This is a genomic window from Micromonospora polyrhachis, assembly GCF_014203835.1.
In the GTDB taxonomy this organism is placed as follows: domain Bacteria; phylum Actinomycetota; class Actinomycetes; order Mycobacteriales; family Micromonosporaceae; genus Micromonospora_H; species Micromonospora_H polyrhachis.
The window spans coordinates 4,286,420-4,309,791 of sequence record NZ_JACHJW010000001.1; the positions used below are offsets into that span (position 1 = coordinate 4,286,420).

The following is a 23,372-nucleotide window of genomic DNA, read 5'->3' on the forward strand; positions in this document are numbered from 1 at the left end:
GCCCACCCGGTTGGAGCCGCCCGGACAGCGACAGCCGGGGCAGCGTCAGCCGGGGCCCCATCAGACAGGGCAGCGAAAGCCGGGGGAGAAACCTTGACTCAGCCGTCCCTGTTCGCCCCGGCCCCGCCGCAGCGAACGGCCGACGCCGGCCCACGCTTCACCCCGGTGGAGCTGGCCCGGTTGCTCGGTCAGCCCGCCCCCACCCGGGAACAGGCGGCGATCATCGCCGCCCCGGTCGAACCACTGCTGGTCGTGGCCGGTGCCGGCTCCGGCAAGACGGAGACGATGGCCGCCCGGGTGGTCTGGCTGGTGGCCAACGAGCACGTCCGCCCCGAGCACATCCTCGGCCTTACCTTCACCCGCAAGGCGGCCGGCGAACTCGCCCACCGGGTCCGTACCCGGCTCGACCAGCTGATTCGGCGGCTGGGCCGGGAGGGCCGGGTTCCCGGTGGCGACCAGCTCGATGGCGAGCCGACGGTGGCCACCTATCACTCGTACGCGGCTCGCATCGTCACCGAGCACGGGCTACGTGCCGGATACGAACCCGCCACCCGGCTGCTCACCGAGGCGTCCCGCTGGCAACTGGTCGACCTGCTGGTGCGCAACTACGACGGGGACATGTCCGAGGTGGACCGGGCCCCCGGCACGATCACCGACGCCGTGCTGGCGCTCGCCGGCGAGCTGGCCGAGCACCTGGTCACCCCGGCCGAACTGGCCGCCTGGACCGGCCGGTTCTTCGCCGACGTGCAGTCCCGACCGGGCAAGGTCTACGCCGACGTGCGCAAGGCGTTGACCATCCAGCAGATCCGGCTGCGGCTGTTGCCCCTGGTTCGCGCGTACGACCAGCGGAAGCTGGACTTCGAGGCGATGGACTTCGGCGACCAGATGGCCCGGGCGGCCCGGGTCGCCCGGGATCATCCCGAGGTCGGGGTGATCGAGCGGGACCGCTACCGGGTGGTGTTGCTGGACGAATACCAGGACACCAGCCACGCGCAGGTGGTGCTGCTGCGCTCGCTCTACGGTGATGGTCACCCGGTCACCGCGGTCGGCGACCCGTGCCAGTCCATCTACGGCTGGCGGGGAGCCAGCGCCGGCACGCTGGACCGATTTCCGGGCGAGTTCACCCCGCGCGACGGCCGGCCGGCCGAGGTGCTGACGTTGACGACGAGCTGGCGCAACCGCCCGGAGATCCTGGGCGTGGCCAACGGGCTCTCCACCCCGCTGCGGGCGGCCGGGGCCCGGGTCGCCGAGTTGGCCGCCGCGTTCCGGGTGGCCGAGCCGATTCCGGCTCGTACCCCGGGCGGGGCAGCCGGCGGCACGGTCCGCTGTGCGCTGCTGGAGACGTACCAGGACGAGGCGGCGTGGATCGCGGAGAGCCTGCTCACCGCGTGGCGGGGTGCGGCCCGGATGCCTGACGCGCTGCCCGAGCACATTCCGGTGGAGCAGCGACCGAGCAGCGCGGTGCTGGTTCGGGTACGCAGTCAGATTCCCGCCATCGAGGATGCGCTGCGGGCCCGGGGTCTGCCGGTGGAGGTGGTCGGGCTCGGTGGGCTGCTCGACACCCCGGAGGTACGCGACGTCGTCTGCACCCTGCGGGTGCTGTCCGACCCGACCGATGGGGCGTCGCTGCTGCGGCTGCTGACCGGTGCCCGGTGGCGGATCGGCCCTCGGGACCTGGTGGCGTTGCACCGTCGGGCGAAGGAGATCGCCACCGCCCGGCTGGAGATGCCCGGTCGCTCCCCGGACGAGCCGGAGATCGTGGTCGACCGGCTGGACGAGGCCACGCTCGTCGAGGCACTGGCCGATCTGGGGGCGGCGCAGAACTATTCGGCAGAGGGTTACGCCCGGCTGCGCGCGTACGGGCGGGAACTCGCGCTGCTGCGCTACCGCCTCGACCAGCCCTTGCCCGACCTGCTCGCCGACGTGGAGCGCACCATCGGTCTGGACGTGGAGGTGGCGGTCCGGGCCGGCGTGGACGGGCGCGGCGGTGACGCCGGCCTGGCCCGGGGGCATCTCGACGCGCTCGGTGACGTGGCCGCCCGGTTCGCCAGCGATTCCGGAGGCGGGCAGCTCTCCAGCTTCCTGGCCTTCCTCACCGCCGCCGAGGACGAGGAGCGCGGGCTGGCTCCGGGCGAGGTGGAGGTGGTGGAGGGGGCGGTGCAGATCCTCACCGCGCACGCCGCCAAGGGCCTGGAGTGGGACGTGGTCGCGGTGGCCGGGCTGAGCCGAGGGGTCTGGCCGGGGCCGGTCCGTAACTCCGACCACTACCTGCGCGGGCTCGGTGTGCTGCCGTTTCCGTTGCGCGGCGACGCGGACGGGCTGCCCGAGTTGGATCTCGACAGTGCCGAGGACCAGAAGGGGGTGGCGCGGGCGCTGACCACCTTCACCGAGCACTGGTGGGCGCACGACGAACGTGAGGAGCGCCGGCTGGCGTACGTCGGGGTGACCCGGCCCCGGCGGTTGCTGCTCTGTTCCGGCTACTGGTGGGGGGAGGGCACGAAGCGGCCCCGAGGCCCGTCGGTGTTCCTGCAGGAGGTGTACGACTGCTGCCTCGACGGCCAGCGCGCCGGTGGCCCGGACGACGGCTACGTGATCGACACCTGGGCACCCGAGCCGGCCGGGGACGCGGTCAACCCGACCACCGAGGTGGTGCTACGGGCCGAGTGGCCGGCCGATCCGTTGGGTGCCCGCCGACCGGTGATGGCCGAGGCGGCGAATCTGGTCCGACAGTTCCTCGTCGCCGGCCCGCCGGCCGAGCCTGGCCCGCCGTTCGAGCCTGGTCCGTCGCCTGCGACCGGCCTGCCGGCCGAGCCTGGTCCGCCGTTCGAGCCTGGGCCGACGGCAGAGGTCGACTCCTCGCCCGATGCTGGGCCGACAGCAGAGGACGTGGCGGGGCCGACGACGGAGGGCGTGGCGGGGCCGGCCGCGGGGGAGGCCGATCCGGACATCGTGCGATGGCGGCAGGAGGCCGCCCTGCTGCTCGCCGAGCGGGACCGGCTGGCCTACCGGCACGGCCCGGTCGAGGTGGCCCTGCCCGGCCACCTGTCGGTCTCGCAACTGGTGGCGTTGCGCCGCGATCCGCAGGCGCTGGCGCGTACGCTGCGTCGCCCGATGCCGGTCCGCCCCGACCCGTACGCCCGCCGAGGCACCGCCTTCCACGCTTGGCTGGAGCAGCGGTTCGGCGCGGATCGTCTGCTGGACGTGGACGAGTTGCCGGGCGCGGCCGACGAGGACGCCGCCCCCGACGAGGCCCTGATCGAGTTGCAGGAGCGGTTTCTGGCCAGCGAGTGGGCCGAACGGGTGCCGATCGAGGTGGAGGTGCCGTTCGCCACAGTCGTCGCCGGGGTGGTGGTTCGAGGCCGGATGGATGCGGTGTTCACCGCCCCCGGTGGCCGGTACGACGTGGTCGACTGGAAGACCGGTCGGCAACCGTCCGGCCCCGAGGCCGCCGCTGCGGCGGTGCAGTTGGCCGCGTACCGGCTGGCCTGGGCAGAACTGGCCGGGGTGCCGGTCGAGCACGTGCGGGCCGCATTCCACTACGTCCGCGAGGGCACCACTGTACGTCCGGCCGACCTGCTCGACGTTGACGGATTGGCGGCGCTGGTGGCGGGGCTACCCGAGGCGGGACACCCCAACTGACCCAAGTAAGTCGGGCTGGAGCGAGCCGAGCCGACCCAGCCCGGGGTGGGCGAGCCCTGGCGGAGATGGGCGTCTGTGCTAGGATGATCGAGTTGCAGTTTTGGTTCCCAGAGACTCTGTGTGCGCCTGGCGGGATTGTGGCCCCAGGCGCGCTTTGTTGTGTCCGGAGTTCTCCGGGCGGGGCGACCAGCGCGACACCGATCCGCGCAAGTCGGCGCGGACGACCCTCCTCGGATCCGCTGCACAAGCGGGCCCGATCGTTCCGTCAAGGAGACGAAACAAATGGCAATTGGCACCGTCAAGTGGTTCAACGCTGACAAGGGCTATGGCTTCATCACCCCGGACGGCGGCGGCGCTGACGTCTTCGCCCACTTCTCCGCGATCCAGTCTTCCGGCTACCGCAGCCTGGAGGAGAACCAGCGGGTCGAGTTCGAGGTGACCCAGGGCCAGAAGGGCCCGCAGGCGGAGAACATCCGCCCCGTCTGAGCTGGGCATCGCTCAGTCCTACCGCGCCCTCCGGGCGCGGTGACGCGGCCGACCCGTGCCTACCGGCACGGGTCGGATCCCGCGCTTCTATTCCGGTTCGTGCTTGCGACCGTTGGCGGTGGTCCTACCCCAGCGGCAGCGCTCGCCTGTGCGGCTTTCCGCCTGACGAGCCTTCCTCGACACGTGCCGCCATCGAGGAAGGCTCCACATGACTACCCCTGCCATCAATACGTTCGCCGACACACAGTTGGCGCCCGTGCTGCACGCCGCGCTGGCCGCGAACGGCATCACCGAGCCGTTCCCGATCCAGGCGGCCACCCTGCCCGACTCGCTCGCCGGTCGGGACGTACTCGGCCGGGGCCGTACCGGTTCCGGTAAGACCCTCGCCTTCGGCCTGCCGCTGCTGTCCCGGACCGCCGGTCGCCGAGCCCGCCCGGGCCAGCCGCTGGCCCTGGTGCTGGTGCCCACCCGTGAACTCGCCCAGCAGGTCACCACGGCGCTGGCACCGTACGCCCAGGCGGTCAAGCTGCGGTGTGCCACCGTGGTCGGTGGCCTGTCGCTGCGCCGTCAGGCGGACGCCCTGCGGGCCGGTGCCGAGGTCGTCGTGGCCACACCGGGCCGGCTGCACGACCTGATCGACCGGGGGGACTGCCGGCTCGACCAGGTGGCCATCACGGTGCTGGACGAGGCCGACCAGATGGCCGACATGGGCTTCCTGCCGCAGGTCACGAAGCTGCTGGAGCAGGTCGCCCCGAACGGGCAGCGGATGCTCTTCTCCGCCACCCTGGACCGGGGGGTCGACCGGCTGGTCCGGCGGTTCCTGACCAACCCGGTGTCGCATTCGGTCGACCCGGGCACCGCCACCGTCACCGCGATGACCCACCATGTCCTGCACGTGGAGTTGGCCGACAAGGCCGCCACGCTCACCCAGATCGCCGCCCGCGAGGGCCGCACCATCCTGTTCATGGGTACGAAGCACCGTGCGGACCGCCTGGCCCGGCAACTGCTGGCCGCCGGCGTACGGGCGGCGGCCCTGCACGGTGGCAAGTCGCAGCCGCAGCGGACCCGGATCCTGGAGCAGTTTCGCACCGGCCAGGTGACCACCCTGGTCGCGACCGACGTGGCGGCGCGCGGCATCCACGTCGACGGGCTCGACCTGGTGGTCAACGTGGACCCGCCGACGGAGGCCAAGGACTACCTGCACCGGGGCGGCCGGACCGCTCGGGCCGGTGAGTCGGGCGGTGTGGTCACCCTGGTGCTGCCGGAGCAGCGCCGGGACGTGTCCCGGCTGATGAGCACCGCCGGGATCAAGCCGGAGTCGATTCGGGTCCGCCCCGGTGACCCGGAGTTGGTCCGGGTGACCGGGGCGCGCGTTCCGTCCGGGGTGCCGGCGACCATTGCGCCACCGGCCCAGCCGGCAGCGGCGGCTAAACCGGCACCGGCGGCTCGATCCGCGCACCGTGGCTCCGGTCGGCCGCGTCGCCCCCGGCGTCGCCCGGGTCAGCAGTCGACAACCTAGCGCGGCGCAGGTCGGCCAGAGCGTGTCCGGCGAGGACGATGCGGACCAGCGCGAGCGTGGTGGCGAGCACCGCGACGGCCACGCTGGTCTGCCCGAGGTCCGGTGCCCAGAGCAGCACCTGCGCCGGGCCGGCACCCGACGCGGCGGGTAGCCCCCAGACTGCCCCGATCGCCAGGGCGGCGCAGCCGACCAGCCAGCCGACGGTGGTGGCGAGGAGCCGGCCCCGGGTCGGTGCCCCGCTCGGCCGATTTGCCGACCGACGCCGCCGGATTGCCCGTACCAGCGTCCACACCAGACCGGCGAGCAGCAGGCCGGCGATCGTGACCATGGCGATGAGTGCCCCGGTCAGGAGGGGGTCCGGCTCCGCCATGGTGGGGGCGCCGCCGTGCAGGATCCGGGCGACGTCGAACGCGATGCCGGTCAGCGGTGGGTCCATCGCCAGGCTGTAGACATTGGACAGTACGACCACCGCCAGGTCCGAGCCGGGTACGAGCAGGACGTGGCTGAAGGAGTTGGGGACGGCCCCGGCGTGCCAGACGATCCGGGTGTCGGTGTCGGTGCCGGTGCCGGTGAGAACGGTGTCCCGCCAGCCCAGCCCGTATCGGCCACCGCCACCGACGGGCATCTGATTGGTGTGCGCCTGCGCGATGCCCGAAGCGGAGAGCAGTCGGGTATTCCCGTACCGCCCGTCGTTGAGCTGAGCGATGGCGAAGTGGGTCAGATCGTCGAGGCTCGCCGCCAGATAGCCGTACGGCACACCGGAGGTGTCGTACGGGAGGTCGAAGCGTTGCGGGCGACCGAAGTGGTAACGGTGGCCGGCGGTGAGGCCGACCGCCGCCGCCTCGGCCGAAGTGGTGGCGGTGTGCCGCATGTCCAGCGGATCGAGCACGTCGCGTCGCAGGTACGTCCCGAACGGTTGCCCGGTGACCGCCTCGACGAGCGCACCGAGGATCTGGTAGTTGGCGCTGCTGTACTGGTGGGTCTGCCCCGGGGCGGCAGTAGGGCGTAGCCGGGCGAGGTCCCGTACCGACCGGGTCAGGCCGTCCGGGGTGTTGTCGGCCCGGTCGGTCAGGTTACTGCCCTCGATGCCGGGCAGGCCGCTGGTGTGGGTCAGGAGTTGCCGTACGGTGATCAGCTCCGTCGCCGCCGGATCGGCGACGCGGAACCACGGGAGGTAGTGCCGGACCGGTGTGTCGAGGGCCACCCGTCCCGCCTCGACCAGTTGCAGCACCGCCAGTGCGGTGAACGGTTTGGCGACCGAGCCCAACAGGAACGGCGTCTGCCCGGTGACCGGCTGGCCGTCGCCGTCGACACCCCAGGCTCGCTGGTAGACGACCTGGTCGCCCCGCACGATCGCCACGCCACTGCCCGGTGTCTGGAGGTCGGCCAGCTGTCGGCTCAGGTACGAGTCCACTTCGGCGAACTCGTCGGCCGGCGGCGTACCGGCCGCTGGCAGGGCTGAGGTGAGTAGGGCGGCCAGAAAGGCCACGCCTGTCACCAGGCGTGCAAGGATCTTCATCTTTGTCCCCGTCTGGTCCGATCGTCCTGCTGCTCAACCGATCTGGCTGAGCAGCTTCTCCAGGGCGGCCAGGCGTTGTTTGACCGCTGCCAGTTCGGTGTGGGTGTTCTTCAGCTCCGCGCGTACGCCCTGGAGTTCAACCACTGTGGCCTGCGTACCGTCGGCGAACCTTGCCTCGGCGGTGGTGGCCTGTTCGGCGAGCGTGCGGTAGTGGGTCTCCCGGGTGGCGGAGTGCCGGGTGCGGTAGACGCTCAGGCCCACGAACGCGACGATGGCGACCAGCGCGACGAGCATCACCATCGAGCCGATGGAGGCCGTCTGGGCGAGGTCCAACGCGATGACAGGTGTGGTGTCCACTTACTTCCCTTTCTTTTCGGGGCTTTCGGTGCTCAGGGTCCGTACGGCTTCCGCGATCGCCTCCGGGGTGAGTGCCATCGCGAACGGCACCACCTCGAAGTACTTCACCGAGCTGCCGTCCCGGGATGTCTCCAACGTGCCGTTGACCAGGCCGGCAGCTTCAAGGCGCTGGAGGTGCATGTAGAGCAGCGGGCGGTTCATCTGGAGCTGGCGGGCGAGTTCGCTGACGTAGTTCCGTCCGGGAGTGAGCGCGGCGATGATCCGTAGCCGATGGGGACTGGCCAGGGCGGCCAGCACCAGCAGCAGTTCGTCGCCCGACGGCCCTGAGCCGTCGGTAGGTCCTGAGCCACCGGCCAGTCCTGAGTCGCCCGACAGTCCTGAGTCGCTGGGCAGTCCCGCTTCGTCGTGCATCCCGTCCCACGTCCTCCCCGGGTGTCAGAAATAGCTGACACCCCTGTCGGATCAGGCTGACACCCGGTTCGTCGTGAAGTCAAGTCGGATGGACGACTGTGCCGGGACGGGCGACCCGCGAGCCTGTTCCCCTAGGGAAGGCCCGGCGTCCCAGGAAGTCTGGAGAGGTGGCCATGGTTGGTGAGGCGGTGCGGGAACTTCTCGTGGTACTCACGCTCGCCCTCGTCGGGCTCCTGCTCGCCCTGCTCGCCGCGTTCACCCCGTGGTACGACGCAGCCACCTCGACCGATCTGCCGGTGGTGGTCGAGATGTACGCGCCGGGTCGGTCTCCAACGCCGGTACGACCGACGGAACACTCCGGGTCCAGGTCCGACCTGACCGCCTTCCCGGCCGGCTGACCCGAGCTGACGATCCGATGACTCGGGTCAGCCAGTCGGTGGTGTTCACTAGAGGGGATGGCTTCCACCACGCCCCCGCCCCCCGAGTCCGGACCGAGGTCCGGACCGAGTTGGTCGGCGGGCATGGTCACCCGGCTGGGGACGCCGTCGGTGACCGCCCGCTCCGACGCCGCTTCACCGGCATCCGAGCCGCGTAACCGTCAGCGGCGTCGACTGTGGTGGTTCGGCGGCGCGGCCTTGGCCGTATTGGCGGCCGGCCTGGCCGTCGTCCTCGCGATGGTGCTCTCCGGTGATCCCCGGATCCTCGGCGACGACTACGAGGCACCGCCCGACACCCGACCCCAGCTGGCTCGGATGTGCCCCCCGCCCGCCTCGCCCCCGGCGAGGACCGACCAGCCCCCCGTTGACCCCGGCCCGCCGCCGTCCGGTGCCCGGACCGTCGACCAGGAGGCCGGGATCTCGTACGCCGCCCTCGGTGCACCCTGGCAACCGTGGGACGTGCTGTGGAACGCCGGGGCGCTGGAGGTGCCGTACAAGGTCGGGCAGCACTTCGTCACCGAACCGCAGTACAACGGCTTCAGCGACTACCACGCCTCGATCCTGTCCGCCGCGGTGCCGGCCGCCGACAACGACGCCCTGATACTCGACATCGAGTGTGTCGGCCGGCGGGTCGCCGACGACGTGCGCGCCGAGTACTACCCGCAGCCGAACCGGATGGAGCCGATCCGGGACGAGCGGGCCACGATCGGCGGTCGACCCGCGTGGGTGGCGGTGTTCCGGCTGCACTTCAGCCGGCCGGGCCTACGGGCCACCGACGAGTTGGCGGCGGTGGCCTGCATCGACGTTGGTCGGCCGACCGCCGCCATCCTCTACATCTCGATTCCCGGCACCCACCGACAGTACGACCCGGTGGTCGACCAGGTGCTGAACTCGGTGCGGGTCCGCTAGTGCCCGCCGGGCAGACCTTGGTGGGAAATGACCCCTCGGGAGGCCACGATCCACCAGGGTCTAGAACGGTCTGGAACTGCGCTACCCGTATCCGATGCCTCAGCCGGCCGTGCTGTCCAATATCCCCCAACGTCGGCGGATGGCCCGGTCGGCCGCGCCGAATGCCGCGTCCACCAGCAGCCCCACCAGCAGGATCACGATCATGATCGCGATCAGCCGCTCGGCATCGGACAGTTCCCGGGCATAGGTGAGCTGTGCGCCGATGGAGGTCTTCGTCGCGATGACCACCAGCAGTTCACCAGCCATCAGACTGCGCCAGGCGAACGCCCAGCCCTGCTTGAGGCCGGCCACGATCGCCGGCAACGCGGCCGGTGCGATGACGTACCGGTAGAGGCTGATGCCCCGGGCTCCCAGGTTGCGGCCGGCCCGCAGCAACAGGGGCGGTACGTAGTCGACGCCGTGGATGACGCCGTTGGCGATCGAGGGTGCCGCGCCGAGCACCACCACGAAGAAGATGGCCTGTTCGCTGAGTTGGAACAGCAGGATCGCCAGGGGGAACCAGGCGATCGACGGCATGGTCTGCAAGGCCGTGATCATGGAGCCGAGGGCGGCGCGTAACACCCGTACCCGGGCCACGGCCAGGCCCAGGAGCAGACCTACCGTCACCGCTGCGGCGAAGCCCACGACGGCCCGCCGGCCGGTGGTCGCCAGGCCGTTCCAGAGTGCCGGGTCGACCAGGTAACCGCCCAGGTCCCGGCCGACCGTCACCGGACCGGGCAGGGCGTACTCGGGCTTCCAGCCACTCCAGACCACCGCCTGCCAGGCCAGCACCGCCAGGCCGAGAGCGGTGAGCTTGGGCCAGGTCGAGGCCCAGAGCAGCCGGGCCCGAGAGGCGGTCTTCTCCCGACTGGCGATCTCCAGGGCGTCGAGCCCGGAGATGGTCTCCCGGCCGGTTCCCCGGGTGGCGGCGTCAGCTCCCCGAGCGGCCGCGTCGGCTTCCTGGGTGGCGGCGTCAGCCTCCCGATTGGCGGCGTCGGTAGTCGCGGTGGTGGTGATCGTGTCACTGGCCATGGCGGCCCACCTCCGTACGCAGTCGGTCGGTGACCTCGGCGGCGATGGCCGCGATCTCGGGGGAGTCGATCCGGCGTGGCCGGGGTACATCGACCCGGGTGTCGTGGATGATTCGGCCGGGCCGGCTGGAGAGCAGCACGATCCGGTCGGCGAGGCGGGCCGCCTCGCGTACGTTGTGGGTGACGAAGAGGACGGTCAGTCGCCGCTGCGACCAGATCCGTTCCAGTTCGTCGTGTAGCAGGTCGCGGGTCATCGCGTCCAGCGCCCCGAACGGCTCGTCCATCAGCAGCACCGGGGTGTCCAGGGCGAGCGTGCGGGCCAACGCCACCCGTTGCCGCATTCCGCCGGAGAGTTCGTGCGGGCGGTGCCGGCCGAATCCGGTCAGGTGGACCGTCTCCAGCAGTTCGGCGACTTGGGCCCGGCGGTCGGCGCGGGCGAGGCCGCGCAGCTTCAACGGCACCTCGATGTTGGCCGCCACGGTCAGCCAGGGGAAGAGGGCCGGTTCCTGGAACATGAACCCGGGCCGGACGGCTGGACCGTCGAGCGAGTCGCCGGTGAGTTGGACCGCCCCGGAGGTCACCTGGTCGAGCCCGGCGACCAGGTTGAGCAGGGTGCTTTTGCCGCAGCCGGAGGCGCCGACGAGGCAGACGAACTCGCCGGCCCGGACGTCGAGGTCCACCCCGTCCAGGGCCAGTACGGCGTTGTCGCCCCGGCCGTACACCTTGGTCACGCCGGAGAGTGCGACGGCGGTGGTCGTGCGCTGCGGTGCGGTACGGGTGGTCATGGCTGGGGGATTTCGGTCTTGCCCTGGGCCTTGAGTACCTCGTTGAGGTAGCTCAGGTCGTACAGGCCGTCGAGGTCGACCGGCTGGGTCAGCTCGACGGCGACCGCGTGGTCCAGTCCGGTCCTGAGTGAGGACGCGATCGGGTCGTTGAGGAACTCCAACGTGGTCCAGGCCTGCTTGATGAGTGCGAGGTCGAGCGGCTTGCCGGTGATCTTGCCAATGTGCGCGGAGATCGCCTGCTGCGCCTCGTCGGGGCGGCTGTTGACGAACTCGTTGGCGGCCACCTGACCTTCGACGAGCTTGCGTACCACGTCCGGGTGGGCCTTGAGGAACTTCGTACTGACGATCAGGTTGGTGATGACGAACCGCTTGTCCGGCCACAGGTCCCGCTCGTCGACCAGCACCTTGCCGCCGGCGTTGACCAGTCGGGAGACGAACGGTTCGGGGACCCAGGCACCGTCGATGGCCCCGGTGCCGAAGGTCTCCACGGTCTGCGCGTTCTCCTGCGGCACGATCTGTACGTCGCCGCCGCCCTCCCTGGTGGTCCGGAGTCCCTTCTCCTTGAGCCAGTGGCGGATGGCCACGTCCTGGGTGTTGCCCAACTGCGGAGTGGCGATCTTCTTGCCGCGTAGGTCCTCGGCGCTGTCGATCCCGGGCTTGACGACCAGGGCCACCCCGCCGGAGGCGGCACCGGAGATGACGCGTACCGCGTCGCCCTTGGACTTGGAGTGGGCGTTGACCGTCGGGTTCGGGCCGATGTAGGTGGCGTCCAACGCGCCGGAGAAGATCGCCTCGATGGCGGCTGGGCCGGCATTGAAGGTCTTGGTGTCGAGCTTGACGTTGCTGCCGAGCTTCTCGGCGAAGATGCCGCGTTCCACGCCGACCACAGCGGGGGCGTGGGTGATGTTCGGAAAGTAGCCGAGCCGGAGGGTGACCGGGCCGCCGTTGGCGGTCGCGCTGTCGTCGCTGCCGCACCCGGTGGTGCCGAGCGTCGCGACGGCCACGGCCGCGAGGGCGGCCAGGGTGCCGAGTCGGCGGTACGGGAGACGTCTCATCGCGCCATCCAATCCATAGTTTTCCTACTTAGTTGATAGGAAGAGTGGGTTGATCGGCTGGCTCGGTCAAGCGGTCATCCACATCCTGGGAAGTCGGGCAAACCACCCGGGGTCCGTAGATCAGCGGGCGGACACGCTAGGGTCGGTGCGTGGCGGCGCGGAGATCGAGAATTCCAGCGACGAAGTATCCGGTCGAGCGGTTCACCCTCGACAACGGCCTTCGGGTGGTGCTCACCCCCGACCGCAGTGCCCCGGTGATCGGGGTCGCGGTCGTCTACGACGTGGGCATCCGATCCGAACCGGAGGGGCGGACCGGCTTCGCGCATCTCTTCGAACACCTGATGTTCCAGGGCTCGGAGAGTCTGGAGAAGCTGGCGCACTTCCGGCACGTGCAGGGGGCCGGCGGCACCTTCAACGGCTCCACCCACCTGGACTACACCGACTACTACGAGACGTTGCCCAGCAACGCTCTCGAACGGGCGCTCTTCCTCGAAGCGGACCGGATGCGCGGCCCTCGGCTGACCGAGGAGAACCTGCGCAACCAGGTCGACGTGGTCAAGGAGGAGATCCGGGTCAACGTGCTCAACCGGCCGTACGGCGGTTTCCCCTGGCTGAAGCTGCCCCCGGTCATGTTCGACACGTTCCCCAACGCCCACGACGGCTACGGGTCCTTCGACGACCTGGAGAGCGCCACCGTCGCCGACGCGGCCGACTTCTTCGACCGCTACTACGCCTGCGGCAACGCGGTCCTCGCGGTCAGCGGTGACCTGGACGTCGCTGAGGCCACCGCGCTGGTCGAGCGGCACTTCGGGGACGTGCCGGCCCGACCCGCCCCGACCCGCCCGGACTTCGCCGAGCCGGACCTCACCGCCGAGCGGCGTGAGTCGTACGTCGACCGGCTGGCGCCGCTACCCGCCGTGGCCAGCGGTTGGCGGGTGCCCGACCCGATCACCCACTTCGCCGACTACCTGCCCTACGTGGTGCTCGCCGAGGTGCTGACCGACGGGGACGCCTCCCGGCTCGTCGAGCGCCTGGTGCTGCGCGACCGTACGGTCACCAGCGTCGGCGGTTACCTCGGCTTCATGGGTGACCCGTTCGACGTACGGGACCCCACCGTGCTGCTGCTCCAGTCGCACCTGCCGCCCGGCGGCGACGTGGACAAGGTGCTGCGCACCGTCGACGAGGAACTCGACCGGCTGGCCACCGACGGGCTCGCCGACGGTGAACTCGACCGTATCCAGGCCCGCATGGCCACCCACCTGCTGCGCGATACCGACGCGGTGCTCGGGCGGGCGTTGCAGATGGCCGTCCTCGAACAGCAGCGCGGCGAGCCGGGGCTGCTCAACGAACTACCCCGGCTGGTCGGTGAGGTCACCGAGGAGCAGGTCCGCACGGCGGCGGCGGCCCTGAAGCCGCAGCGCCGGGCATCGATCGAGGTCGTCCCCGGAGGTGGCAAATGACGGTACGCACGCTGCCCGCCCTCGGGCCGAACCGCAAGCTCAAGGTGCCCACCGAGGTGGAACGGACGCTGCCCAACGGGCTGACGGTGATCGCCATCCGGCGGCCGGCCGTGCCCCTGGTCGAGCTACGGCTCTGGCTGCCGTTCGGCCCGGGACACCTGGCCCGCAGCGTGATGCTGTCGCAGACCCTGCTCGCCGGCACCGACACCATGTCCAGCGTGGAGATCGCCGCCGAGTTGCAGGCGGTGGGCGGCGGCCTGTCGGCCGGGCTCGACCCGGACCGGCTGATGGTCGCCGGTAACAGCCTGGCCACCGGCCTCGACCGGATCCTGGAACTCCTCGCCGGGGTGCTGACCGGTGCCGCGTACCCCGACGACGAGGTGGAGATCGAGCGGGACCGGCTCGTCGACCACATTCAGGTTGCCCAGAGTCAGCCGGCCCACCTGGCCCGGGAGGCGCTGCTCAAGCGGATGTACGGCACGCACCCGTACGCCGTGCAGACCCCGGAGCCGGAGCAGGTACGCGCCGTCCGCCCGGCCGACCTGCGCAAACTGCACGCCGAGCGGGTGCACCCGAACGGGGCGGTGCTGCTGCTCGTCGGCGACCTCAACCCGGAGCGGGCGATCGACGCCGCCGAGCAGGCGCTGGGCGGCTGGGACAGCACCGGTCGTCCGACCGAGCTGCCGCCCACGCCGCCGCTGACGCCGGGACCGTTGCTCCTGGTCGACCGGCCCGGCTCGGTGCAGTCGTCGATGCGGCTGGCGCTGCCGGCGGTGCCGCGTACCCACCCCGACCACGCGGCATTGCAACTGGCCAACCTGGTCTTCGGCGGCTACTTCTCCTCCCGCTGGGTGGAGAACATCCGCGAGGACAAGGGCTACACCTACGGGCCGCACTCGATGGTCGAGCATTCGGTGGCCGGCTCCGCGCTGGTCATCGCCGCCGAGGTGGCCACCGAGGTGACCGGGCCGGCGCTGCTGGAGACGACCTACGAACTCGGCCGGTTGGCCTCGCTGCCACCGAAGGAGGACGAGCTGGAGCAGGCCCGGCAGTACGCCCTGGGCACCCTGCAACTGGGGATGTCCACCCAGGCCGGGCTGGCGGCGGTGGCCAGCGCGTACGCCGGGGTCGGGCTGCGCCTGGACTTCCTCGCCAAGCACGCCGAGCGGCTGGCCAAGGCCACTCGGGACGACGTGGCGCGGGCCGCGGCGACCTACCTCGCGCCGGCGCGGGCGGTCACCGTCGTACTCGGTGACGCCGAGCGGATCGAGCCCTCGTTGGCGGTCCTGACCCCGATCGAACGGGCGGCCCTGCCATCATGACGGTCGAGCGGAGGGCCACGCCGTCATGACGGTCGGACGGGCGGCCACGCCGTCATGACGGGAGAGCGGGCGGGCCTGCCGCTGGCCCGTCCGACCCTCGATCGGGCCGCGCATCGGCGGACCGACGAGCAGTGGCTGGCCACGGCCTGGCAGCGGGCCCGGGTGCTGGTGGTGGACACCGCGGGCGGCGGCTTGGCCCTGGTCACCGCAGCGGAGGGCAGTCCGGAGCTGGTGTTGTTCGACGCCGGTGCCGTCGGTGTCCGGGACGTCGGTGATCGGCTGTTCCTCGGGGTGGCGTCCGACGGCACACCGGTGTTCGCGATCGACGCCCCACTACCGACGGTGCCGCAGACCCGGGCGGTGGCGCTGCGCGAGGTCGGGCACCTGCTGTCCGACTGGGACGCCGGGCTGTTCGCCACCGCCGTGGCGCTGGCCAACTGGCATCTGCGACACACGTACTCGGCCGACACCGGGTTGCCCACGGTGGCGGGCGAGGGCGGTTGGTCGCGATCGGACGACGCGGGCGGGCAGACCTGGCCGCGTACCGACCCGGCCATGATCGTCCTGGTGCACGATGGGGGAGCCGGCCCGGCCGGGCGCTGCCTGCTTGGCAACAACACCGCCTGGCCCGACCGGGACGGTGTCCGAAGGTTCTCCTGCCTGGCGGGTTACGTCGAGCCGGGCGAGTCGGCGGAGGCGGCGGTGGTCCGCGAGGTCGGTGAGGAGGTCGGGCTCGCCCTCGACGAGAGCCAGATCCGGTACGCCGGCAGCCAGGCCTGGCCGTATCCCGGCTCGCTGATGCTGGGGTTTCTGGCCCAGGCAGATCCGGAGCAGCCGATCCAGCCCGATCCCGCCGAGATCTCCCAGGCGCGCTGGTTCACCCGTCGGGAGATCGCCACAATACTGGCTGGTGAGCCGGTCGATGCCGGCGATGGTCGGCGGGCCAGCCTGCCGACGCCCGCGTCGATCGCGCACTTCCTGCTGCACCGGTGGCTGGACGAGGCGGTCGGTGAACGCGGTCTCCGGTCCGCCGGTCTCCGATAGCCAGAGCGGTCCCGATCTGTCACTGAGCTGTCCTGCTCGGTTGCTGAGCGGTCCTGCTTGGTTGCTGAGCGGTCCTGCCCTGTCATTGAGCTGTCCTGCTCCGGTGTTGAGATGTCTTGGTCCGTGATCGCCGTTGCCGCGACGATCACGGACCAAGATCTCAGGCCGTCGGGGCCGGGTTGCGACATGCGCGGATGCGCGGCGGGGGAGCCGGCCCGGCCGACGACGGTCGTCTAGGTGGGATGAACTGGCCGTCCGGGGCCGAGGGAGCCCTCCCGATCCCACCGGCGTGCCGTGGCGGGGAACTGGTCGGGGAGGGGTAATACCTTGACCCGCTGACGCCCGGAGCGCACCGCGCCGACCGTGGACAGCGCGCGGGCCAGCAGCATGGCAGCGTCTCGATCCTCCGCGTGGACGGTCTGCCGGCGTAGCTCAGGGCTGGTCTGCTCGTCCCGAAGTCGTCGGCCACCGGTCCATGCGGCGACCAGATCGCCTTCAGCGGCGGCGCGGATCTCGGTCCGAACGATTAGAAACCGCATGGCTGTCTCCGGATGAACCGTGACGGATAATGATCATGCGACTACATCTTGTGGTTGCCGCGTGGAACTTCCACGGCCGTTCTCTCCGTCATGTTACGCAGCGTTCCGGAGTCGGCAAGTCGAACCCCACGATCGGATTTTTACCTTGTCCGTTCGGATGATGCCTGGTCAATGGCCAAATGCCAGCCATATGCAGGAAGGCTGTCACCCCCGTGACGGGGGTGCCAGCCTTCCGGTGGAGCCTTCGGTCCGTGGCGGACCGTGATCGTCGAGAGGTTACTGCTCTGCCAAACTTTCGCCGCTACGCCGACTACGTTGGGTGGGCGGTTTGGTCCGCTGACCCAGCGGCAACGTGGATCGGCTCGATCGAGTGGACAACTCCTTCGCCTTCTCGGCCAGCCAGTCCCTGGTCTCCTCGGGTGTCAACGCCGCAGCCCGCAGCCAGTCGAAGACCACGCTGTAGCGGTGGAGTTCCTCGTGGTCGGTCAGCACCTGATTGGTGGAGATGCCCTCGATGGCGAGGGTCTGCGGATCCAGCGGATCGGCGAGGCGGTAGAGCGAGAACGCGGTGTGGGCGAGGTACCACTCGGCGATGATCGCGTCCCGGAGGAGCACCTGGATGGTGACGTTGGGCAGCTCCGCATCCTCGCGCAGCTTCGCCAGTTGGCCGCGGATCACCTCGGGCGGCCCAGCCCGGCGGCCCAGCGCTGCCTCCTCCAGCACCGCGTAATAATGCGGCGGCTCGAACGACTGACGCAGCAGGTCCTGCCGAGACTTCCGGGCCCTGACCTCGTTCTCCGGGGTTTCCGTCTCGTTCTTCTCCGGCTTGTCGGAGATGCTGGTCAACGGTCGCATCGACGTGATCCGGGTCATCGCGTACAGCTCGGTCTGTAGTAGGCCAGGCACGATCACCGGGCTGTACTCCCGGATCTCCGCGCAGCCGGACTCCAGTTCGGCATAGACCCGCTGGCTCTCGGTCATGGCCGGGAATCGGCGTAACCAGCTGCGGATGTCACCGGCTTCGCGGGTGATGGTGGTCAGTTCCGCACGGGTCTCCTCGCTGGCGTCGTAGACGTCGAGCAACCTGAGGATGTCGCGCTCGTCAGGCCGGCTACGCGCATTCTCCAGTCGGGAGAGCTTCGAGGCCGATGCCCAACCGGCGCGTTCGATCACCTGGTCGCCGGTCAGTCCGGCGCTTTCGCGGAGTTGACGCAGCGCGCTACCGAGGCGCTTGCGTCGGGACATCGGGCTGGGCTGCCCACCCTGGTTGGCGTGCCCGCTGGCGGGCGGTGCGGTGGTCGGACCGGACCGCGCCGTTGTGTCTGGTGGCGAGGTCCGATCTGGCTCGGCAGGATTGGTCGGGCTTGGCTGAGCTGGAGGCACGGAAAACCTCTTCTCTCGATCGTGTCGGCCCCGGCATCGCCCGGCACGGCGAAGATCACCGTCCGGAATGCATCCCCCACGATCAGTATGCCCATGTCCGTCTCCCGCTCCGACCTGGCCCTGAGCGTGTCCCAGGTGGAAATTGCCCGACAGTTCGGACCATCGGTCCTGATCTGTACCTGCTTCTCCGGCCTCCGGTCGGTGCCGGGGCACCGCCGGCCGTACCGGCCCACGGCGCCCCGAACCGGCGGTCGCGTCAGCCGGCGTTGGCGATCGTCGCCAACTGCTGCTTGACCTGCACGATCGACGGATTGGTCAGGGCCGTGCCATCGGTGAAGACCACGGTCGGCACCGTCTGGTTGCCACCGTTGACGCTCATCACGAACTCGGCGGCGGCCGGGTCCTGCTCGATGTCGATCACCGTAACCTCGATGTTCTCCCGATCGAGCTGCGACTTGAGCCGTGCGCAGTAGCCGCACCAGGGGGTGGAGTACATCGTCAGCATGATCAGGTCCTTTGGCTAGTTGATCTGATGGGCTAATGCCTGCAACGTCAGGAACGGCTGACATGATTCCTAGCTGTGGCGGTTGACTCAAGCGCGGAACGGGTGCTGGCCGGGCTGGACGCCGAACAGCGGGCGGCGGTGACGGCACCCGTCGGACCGGTCTGCATTCTGGCCGGAGCCGGTACCGGCAAGACCCGGGCGATCACTCATCGCATCGCCTACCGGGTGCTCTCCGGAGAGATCGCCGCCCGACATGTGTTGGCCGTCACCTTCACGGCCCGAGCCGCCGCCGAGATGCGGACCCGGCTCGCCAGCCTTGGGGTTGCCGGGGTGCAGGCGCGTACCTTCCACGCGGCGGCACTGCGGCAGGTGCGTTACTTCGCGCCGCGCCTGCTGGATGGCCGCGCCATGCCCGAGCTACTGGACAGCAAGGTCCGACTGGTTACCCTGGCGGCTGCCCGCGCCGGGCTGCGTACCGACCGGGCCGCCGCCCGGGACCTGGCCGGCGAGATCGAGTGGGCCAAGTCGTCCCTGGTCGAGCCGGACGAGTACGTCGTGGCGGCGGCCAAGGCGCTGCGGGAGACCCCGCACGAGCCGGCCCGGGTCGCCGAGGTCTTCGCCGCCTACGAGCGGATCAAGCGCGGCAACGGGGTCATCGACTTCGAGGACATGCTGCGGGCAGCAGTGTGGGGCATCGAGGACCATCCCGACGTCGGCGAACAGATCCGGGCGCAGTACCGGCACTTCGTCGTGGACGAGTACCAGGACGTCAACCCGTTGCAGCAGCGGCTGCTGGACGCCTGGCTGGGTGGCCGGGACGACCTGACCGTGGTTGGCGACGCCAGCCAGACCATCTATTCGTTCACCGGGGCGACCTCGGCGTACCTGATCGACTTCCCCCGGCAGCGGCGGGACACGTTGGTGGTCCGTCTGGTCCGGGACTACCGGTCCACGCCCCAGGTGGTGGGACTGGCCAACGCGGTCATCCAACAGGCGCGAGGGGCGGAGGCACGGCTACGGCTGGAACTGGTCGGGCAGCGTCCATCCGGCCCGGAGCCGGATGTGCGGATCTTCACCGACGAGCCGGCCGAGGCGGCGGCGGTCGCGGCCCGCTGCCGGCAACTGATCGACGGGGGCACCCCAGCCCGCGAGATCGCCGTGTTGTTCCGGACCAACGCGCAGTCCGAGGCGTACGAGAAGGCCCTCGCCGAGGCCGAGGTGCCGTACGTCGTACAGGGGGCGGAACGGTTCTTCGAGCGGACCGAGGTGCGGCAGGCCATGGTGGCGCTGCGGGCCGCCGTCCGTTCCACCCCGGGCGATACTCCGCTGGTCCAGGCGGTGGTGGACGCGCTCGCGGCGGTCGGCTGGGCCCCGGGCCAACCCCCGCCGGGCGGGGCCGCCCGAGAACGCTGGGAGGCGCTGGCCGCCCTGGTCCAACTCGCCGAGGAGTACTCACCGAGCGCGAGGAGCGAGCGTTTCGGGGCGGCTCGCGTGGGACGCGGCCGAGCCGAAATGCGAGAAGAGCTTGCGAGCCCCGCAGTCGTGAGCGAAGAGGGCATTGCTGTTTCGGAGCGGCCGGTGTCGCTGGCCGACTTCTGCGAGGAGTTGCAGCGACGGGCCGCCCAGCAGCATGTGCCGACCGTCGAGGGGGTCACCCTGGCCTCCCTGCACTCGGCCAAGGGGCTGGAGTGGGACGCTGTGTTCCTGGTCGGGCTCGCCGATGGCACGTTGCCCACCACGTACGCGAAGACGGCCGAGCAGATCGAGGAGGAGCGCCGGCTGCTCTACGTCGGGGTGACCCGGGCCCGGGAATGGCTCTGGCTGTCGTACGCCTCGGCCCGATCGCCGGGCGGTCGGGCCCGCCGCCCGTGCCGGTTCCTGCCGCAACTGGATCGTTCTGGTGGTGAGCGGCCGGCGGGCGGGGCCGGCGGCGGTCGGAAATCCGACCGTCGGCGTATCCAGGTGGTCTCCTGCCGGGTGTGCGGCGCGACCCTGATGGCCGGCACCGACCGCAAGCTCGGCCGGTGTCCGACCTGCCCGTCCGACCTGGACGAGGAGCTGTACGAGCGGCTGCGCGAGTGGCGGATCCGGGTCGCCGGTGAGCAGAAGGTTCCTGCCTACGTGGTCTTCACCGACGCGACCCTGACGGCGTTGGCCGAGCGGCGGCCGGGCCGGGACGAGGAACTGCTGGCGATCGCCGGGATCGGGCCTCGGAAGCTGGGGCTGTACGGTGCCGCTGTGCTCGCGCTGGTCGATGGCGCGGCGGTGGATGAGGTAATCCCGGAAAAAAGTTCCGCAACGGAGCCGTAAAACCGTTTGCCCTCGCGGTGGTATCAGGCATAGCCTCATGACGCACCTCGCGAGTGGCGGCATTAACGCTGCTCAGAGGGCACGACCGAGTAAGTGACGAGCATTCGACAGGAGGTGGTCCCGGTGGAGATCTACATGAACAAACTGCCGGTGGCGCTGCCTGCTGTCCAAGCTCCGGCGTCGGCCGTCCGGGTCTATCGGGCTGTCGAGGTCTTCTCGGCTTCGCAGGTGCACCAGGTCCAGGCTCAGTCCGAGCTGCTCCTGGCGGTTGCGCCAGCCGGAAACAAGGGGACCACTGGGTCCATGGGCGAGGGCATTCGCGTCAGCAACAAGCGGCGGACGGATGTTCGCGGTGTTCCACCTCGAGGTAGACCGGTCTGATTCAGACCCACCGGCTCACCTCGAGGCCGCGGAACCCGCTACCGGGATCCGCGGCCTCAGTGTTTTACACCGCCAAGTACGTCGAAACAGCGATCCACGAGATCGAAGTGAGAGAGAGGTGACCGGGCGATGAGTCTGGCGTTGGCCACGCTCGACGTGAGCGTCGAGTTTGAGGCAAACCTGCCCTGCCGGAAGTTCGACCCTGACCTGTGGTTCTCCGACTCGCCTACCGAGCTGGAGCTGGCCAAGTCGCTCTGCGGGGACTGCCCGCTGCGCGTCGAGTGCCTGGCTGGTGCGGTCGAGCGGGCCGAGCCGTGGGGTGTCTGGGGCGGCGAGATCTTCGAGCGTGGCGCGGTCATCCCGCGCAAGCGGCCCCGTGGCCGTCCGCGCAAGGAGGATGTCGCCCGGGACGCCGTCCTGCGGGTCGAGGCCGAGGCGCGGCTGGCGGGCAACGAGTTCGCCGAATCGCGCAGCGCGGTCCGGCTGGCGGCCTGACATGTTCCCGATCCGTTTTACCAACAGTGCCCCATTGGCGCTGATCAGCGAGCCGAACACCGAGAATTTCACCCTGAGCGGAGCCGCGAAGATGTATTTACTCCACGAAGCGTTGTCCAAGACTCGAATGCGCCGGCCTCAGGCCGGTCGCATCACCACGAGCACTGAGGCAACCCGATCCGCCCGTACCGTCGCACTGGAAGGCCGCCGTCGCGCGGCCCGCGATCTGGGCATCCGATAACTGTCGCGCGGATGCGGCAGTCCGGCATCCGAGGGCCGGCCGGGGAGACGAGGAATCGTCGTCCCGGCCGGCCCTCGGTCGTTTCGTCGCCGGTGTCGCTCACGCGGCTGGGCCGTGCTCGATCAGGCCGGGTGGGCGAAGCCGGGCAGCCAGCGTTCGAGGATCGACCGGTAGGGTGCCTTCGCGTCCAGTTGGCAGAGCACTCCGATCGAGCCGAGGGTCACCCGGTGGATCAACAGGTACGACGGTGGCAGGTTGAGCTGGCGGCTCAGCTGGTAGGCGGGTGACCGGGGATTGCCCAGTCGGGCGGCTTCGGCCCGCAACCAGGCTCGGGTGAAGCGGAAGTCATCGACTGAGAGCGGCTCCAGCATCGGCAGCACGAAGTCGAGCACCGCCTGGGCGTCGATGGGGTCCTCGCCGATGAACCCTTCTTCTCGGAGCCCGGCCACCACGGCCTCAGCCTCTCCGGCGAGAGCCAGCCGGAGCAGCCGGCCGATCGGTTCGGGAGCGCCCTCCGGGAGCCGGGCCACCCCGCCGAAGTCGAGGACCCCGAGCCGTCCATCCGGCAGGAGTCGGAAGTTTCCCGGATGCGGGTCGGCATGCAGTAGCTTGGCCCGGGCGGGCGCGGAGAGGTGCAGGGTGGCCATCAGATAGCCGGCCTGGTCCCGCTGGCTCTCCGTACCGTCCCGGATGATCTCCGACAGGGGGATGCCCTCCACCCAATCGGTGATCAGTACCCGGGGCGCGGCAGCGACCACCTCCGGAACGAAGATCTCCGGATCCCCGGCGTACGCGGCGGCGAAGGCCCGTTGCGACTCCGCCTCCAGTTCGTAGTCGAGTTCCTCGGCGATTCGTTCGCGCAGCTCGACCAGGAGCGGCTTGATGTCCAGCCCGGGTTGGATGGCGCGGAACATGCCACCGAGCCGGGACAGTTGCTTGAGGTCGGTAAGGAGCGCTTCGCCCGCGCCGGGGTACTGCACCTTCACCGCCACCGGTCGCCGGACGGTCTTGCCCCGCCGCCGGGTGGCCGGTGGGCCAGCGGTGTCCATTGGCGGTCCCTGCCAGATGGCCTGGTGCACCTGGCCGATGCTGGCAGCTGCCGCCGGCGTGTCGTCGAACTCGGCGAAGTGGGACCGCCAGTCCGGCCCCAACTGTTCGGCGAGCACCCTGTGCACGCTTGCTACCGGCAGCGGAGGGGCTGCTTCCTGGAGTTTCGTCAACGCCTGGCGGTACGGTGCGGCGATCTCCTCTGGCAGTGCGGCCTCGAAGACCGACAGCGCCTGGCCGAACTTCATCGCGCCGCCCTTGAGTTGACCGAGCACGCTGAAAAGCTGTTCGGCGGTCCGCTGTTGGATTTCGGCAGAGATCACTTCCGAGGCCAGGCCGGTGACCCGTTTGCCCATTCCGAGGACGGTGCGCCCGGCGAAGCCTAACGGCAGTGCGGCGAGCTTGGCGGTCCGGGAGACGGCCCGGCGTGGGATGTCGGTCACCAGATCATTGTTACC

The 23,372-nt window shown here is 70.3% G+C and carries 21 protein-coding genes; 11 read left to right on the top strand and 10 right to left on the bottom strand.

Annotated features, from left to right (window positions below):
- Positions 1-93: 93 nt before the first annotated feature.
- From FHR38_RS18815 to FHR38_RS18825, 3 genes are all read left to right on the top strand, one after another.
- On the top strand, positions 94-3,639 hold the full coding sequence (locus tag FHR38_RS18815) for an ATP-dependent helicase (RefSeq protein WP_184535896.1): 3,546 nt from the start codon (positions 94-96) through the stop codon (positions 3,637-3,639).
- A gap of 282 nt (positions 3,640-3,921) precedes the next feature.
- Positions 3,922-4,125: a transcription antiterminator/RNA stability regulator CspE gene (gene cspE, locus FHR38_RS18820; RefSeq protein ID WP_184535897.1), complete on the top strand. Its 204-nt coding sequence runs from the start codon at positions 3,922-3,924 to the stop codon at positions 4,123-4,125.
- Positions 4,126-4,333: 208 nt separating this feature from the next.
- Complete coding sequence (locus FHR38_RS18825) at positions 4,334-5,644, top strand: DEAD/DEAH box helicase (RefSeq protein WP_184535898.1); 1,311 nt, start codon at positions 4,334-4,336, stop codon at positions 5,642-5,644.
- Here FHR38_RS18825 and FHR38_RS18830 read toward each other — a convergent pair.
- From FHR38_RS18830 to FHR38_RS18840, 3 genes are read right to left on the bottom strand one after another with little or no spacing between them, the layout of a single operon-like run.
- On the bottom strand, positions 5,553-7,163 hold the full coding sequence (locus FHR38_RS18830; RefSeq protein ID WP_184535899.1) for a serine hydrolase domain-containing protein: 1,611 nt from the start codon (positions 7,161-7,163) through the stop codon (positions 5,553-5,555). The two genes, FHR38_RS18825 and FHR38_RS18830, sit on opposite strands and share 92 nt — an antisense overlap.
- 33 nt (positions 7,164-7,196) lie before the next feature.
- Positions 7,197-7,520, bottom strand: coding sequence for a hypothetical protein (locus FHR38_RS18835; protein WP_184535900.1), 324 nt, complete (start codon positions 7,518-7,520; stop codon positions 7,197-7,199).
- Complete coding sequence (locus FHR38_RS18840; RefSeq protein WP_184535901.1) at positions 7,521-7,931, bottom strand: ArsR/SmtB family transcription factor; 411 nt, start codon at positions 7,929-7,931, stop codon at positions 7,521-7,523. It lies immediately after the preceding gene.
- Between the two features lie 167 nt (positions 7,932-8,098).
- On the opposite strand from FHR38_RS18840, the gene FHR38_RS18845 reads away from it, so the two are divergent.
- Positions 8,099-8,329 (top strand): hypothetical protein, encoded by a 231-nt coding sequence (locus FHR38_RS18845; RefSeq protein ID WP_184535902.1) that lies wholly within the window; start codon positions 8,099-8,101, stop codon positions 8,327-8,329.
- 57 nt (positions 8,330-8,386) lie between these two features.
- Positions 8,387-9,277, top strand: a complete 891-nt coding sequence (locus tag FHR38_RS18850) for a hypothetical protein (protein ID WP_184535903.1) — start codon at positions 8,387-8,389, stop codon at positions 9,275-9,277.
- A gap of 99 nt (positions 9,278-9,376) precedes the next feature.
- Here FHR38_RS18850 and FHR38_RS18855 read toward each other — a convergent pair whose 3' ends face one another.
- Genes FHR38_RS18855 through FHR38_RS18865 form a run of 3 tightly spaced genes read right to left on the bottom strand, consistent with a single transcriptional unit; the run spans position 9,377 to position 12,187 of the window.
- Complete coding sequence (locus tag FHR38_RS18855; protein WP_184535904.1) at positions 9,377-10,348, bottom strand: ABC transporter permease; 972 nt, start codon at positions 10,346-10,348, stop codon at positions 9,377-9,379.
- Complete coding sequence (locus tag FHR38_RS18860) at positions 10,338-11,132, bottom strand: ABC transporter ATP-binding protein (RefSeq protein ID WP_184535905.1); 795 nt, start codon at positions 11,130-11,132, stop codon at positions 10,338-10,340. The genes FHR38_RS18855 and FHR38_RS18860 overlap by 11 nt, the downstream gene beginning before the upstream one ends.
- Complete coding sequence (locus FHR38_RS18865) at positions 11,129-12,187, bottom strand: ABC transporter substrate-binding protein (protein WP_184535906.1); 1,059 nt, start codon at positions 12,185-12,187, stop codon at positions 11,129-11,131. Before FHR38_RS18865 ends, FHR38_RS18860 begins: the two co-directional genes overlap by 4 nt.
- Before the next feature lie 149 nt (positions 12,188-12,336).
- Here FHR38_RS18865 and FHR38_RS18870 point away from each other — a divergent pair, with 149 nt between their 5' ends.
- Genes FHR38_RS18870 through nudC form a run of 3 tightly spaced genes read left to right on the top strand, consistent with a single transcriptional unit; the run spans position 12,337 to position 16,013 of the window.
- Entirely contained in the window at positions 12,337-13,647 is a 1,311-nt protein-coding gene (locus FHR38_RS18870) for a M16 family metallopeptidase (protein ID WP_184535907.1), read from the top strand.
- Positions 13,644-14,969 (top strand): M16 family metallopeptidase, encoded by a 1,326-nt coding sequence (locus FHR38_RS18875; protein WP_184535908.1) that lies wholly within the window; start codon positions 13,644-13,646, stop codon positions 14,967-14,969. Before FHR38_RS18870 ends, FHR38_RS18875 begins: the two co-directional genes overlap by 4 nt.
- 54 nt (positions 14,970-15,023) lie before the next feature.
- The gene (gene nudC, locus FHR38_RS18880; protein WP_184535909.1) at positions 15,024-16,013 is read left to right on the top strand and encodes an NAD(+) diphosphatase; all 990 of its coding nucleotides are present in this window, start codon (positions 15,024-15,026) and stop codon (positions 16,011-16,013) included.
- Positions 16,014-16,246: 233 nt separating this feature from the next.
- Here the strand turns inward: nudC and FHR38_RS18885 are convergent, their stop codons facing one another.
- The 3 genes from FHR38_RS18885 to FHR38_RS18895 all read right to left on the bottom strand — a co-directional run bounded on the left by FHR38_RS18885 (position 16,247) and on the right by FHR38_RS18895 (position 18,440).
- The gene (locus tag FHR38_RS18885; RefSeq protein ID WP_246446613.1) at positions 16,247-16,552 is read right to left on the bottom strand and encodes a hypothetical protein; all 306 of its coding nucleotides are present in this window, start codon (positions 16,550-16,552) and stop codon (positions 16,247-16,249) included.
- A 276-nt stretch (positions 16,553-16,828) separates the two neighbouring features.
- Entirely contained in the window at positions 16,829-17,797 is a 969-nt protein-coding gene (locus FHR38_RS18890) for a helix-turn-helix domain-containing protein (RefSeq protein WP_184535910.1), read from the bottom strand.
- Between the two features lie 394 nt (positions 17,798-18,191).
- Positions 18,192-18,440 carry a mycoredoxin gene (locus FHR38_RS18895; protein ID WP_184535911.1) on the bottom strand — a complete coding sequence of 83 codons (249 nt, stop codon included), beginning with the start codon at positions 18,438-18,440 and terminating at the stop codon, positions 18,192-18,194.
- 75 nt (positions 18,441-18,515) lie between these two features.
- On the opposite strand from FHR38_RS18895, the gene FHR38_RS18900 reads away from it, so the two are divergent.
- The 3 genes from FHR38_RS18900 to FHR38_RS18905 all read left to right on the top strand — a co-directional run bounded on the left by FHR38_RS18900 (position 18,516) and on the right by FHR38_RS18905 (position 21,626).
- Positions 18,516-20,750 carry an ATP-dependent DNA helicase UvrD2 gene (locus FHR38_RS18900; RefSeq protein ID WP_184535912.1) on the top strand — a complete coding sequence of 745 codons (2,235 nt, stop codon included), beginning with the start codon at positions 18,516-18,518 and terminating at the stop codon, positions 20,748-20,750.
- A gap of 123 nt (positions 20,751-20,873) precedes the next feature.
- Positions 20,874-21,131 carry a hypothetical protein gene (locus FHR38_RS32345; RefSeq protein ID WP_312882574.1) on the top strand — a complete coding sequence of 86 codons (258 nt, stop codon included), beginning with the start codon at positions 20,874-20,876 and terminating at the stop codon, positions 21,129-21,131.
- 129 nt (positions 21,132-21,260) lie between these two features.
- Positions 21,261-21,626, top strand: a complete 366-nt coding sequence (locus tag FHR38_RS18905) for a WhiB family transcriptional regulator (protein WP_184535913.1) — start codon at positions 21,261-21,263, stop codon at positions 21,624-21,626.
- A 363-nt stretch (positions 21,627-21,989) separates the two neighbouring features.
- Here FHR38_RS18905 and FHR38_RS18910 read toward each other — a convergent pair whose 3' ends face one another.
- On the bottom strand, positions 21,990-23,357 hold the full coding sequence (locus FHR38_RS18910; protein ID WP_184535914.1) for an ABC1 kinase family protein: 1,368 nt from the start codon (positions 23,355-23,357) through the stop codon (positions 21,990-21,992).
- Between the last annotated feature and the right edge of the window lie 15 nt (positions 23,358-23,372).

Excerpts from the sequence above, each read along its gene's own strand:
- FHR38_RS18875 (WP_184535908.1), top strand. The coding sequence starts at position 13,644 with ATGACGGTACGCACGCTGCCCGCCCTCGGGCCGAACCGCAAGCTCAAG.
- FHR38_RS18840 (WP_184535901.1), bottom strand. The coding sequence starts at position 7,931 with ATGCACGACGAAGCGGGACTGCCCAGCGACTCAGGACTGTCGGGCGAC.
- FHR38_RS18890 (WP_184535910.1), bottom strand. The coding sequence starts at position 17,797 with ATGTCCCGACGCAAGCGCCTCGGTAGCGCGCTGCGTCAACTCCGCGAA.
- FHR38_RS18860 (WP_184535905.1), bottom strand. The coding sequence starts at position 11,132 with ATGACCACCCGTACCGCACCGCAGCGCACGACCACCGCCGTCGCACTC.
- cspE (WP_184535897.1), top strand. The coding sequence starts at position 3,922 with ATGGCAATTGGCACCGTCAAGTGGTTCAACGCTGACAAGGGCTATGGC.
- FHR38_RS18905 (WP_184535913.1), top strand. The coding sequence starts at position 21,261 with ATGAGTCTGGCGTTGGCCACGCTCGACGTGAGCGTCGAGTTTGAGGCA.
- FHR38_RS18825 (WP_184535898.1), top strand. The coding sequence starts at position 4,334 with ATGACTACCCCTGCCATCAATACGTTCGCCGACACACAGTTGGCGCCC.
- FHR38_RS18855 (WP_184535904.1), bottom strand. The coding sequence starts at position 10,348 with ATGGCCAGTGACACGATCACCACCACCGCGACTACCGACGCCGCCAAT.
- FHR38_RS18895 (WP_184535911.1), bottom strand. The coding sequence starts at position 18,440 with ATGCTGACGATGTACTCCACCCCCTGGTGCGGCTACTGCGCACGGCTC.
- FHR38_RS18865 (WP_184535906.1), bottom strand. The coding sequence starts at position 12,187 with ATGAGACGTCTCCCGTACCGCCGACTCGGCACCCTGGCCGCCCTCGCG.
- FHR38_RS18885 (WP_246446613.1), bottom strand. The coding sequence starts at position 16,552 with ATGCGGTTTCTAATCGTTCGGACCGAGATCCGCGCCGCCGCTGAAGGC.
- FHR38_RS18830 (WP_184535899.1), bottom strand. The coding sequence starts at position 7,163 with ATGAAGATCCTTGCACGCCTGGTGACAGGCGTGGCCTTTCTGGCCGCC.
- nudC (WP_184535909.1), top strand. The coding sequence starts at position 15,024 with ATGACGGGAGAGCGGGCGGGCCTGCCGCTGGCCCGTCCGACCCTCGAT.
- FHR38_RS18850 (WP_184535903.1), top strand. The coding sequence starts at position 8,387 with ATGGCTTCCACCACGCCCCCGCCCCCCGAGTCCGGACCGAGGTCCGGA.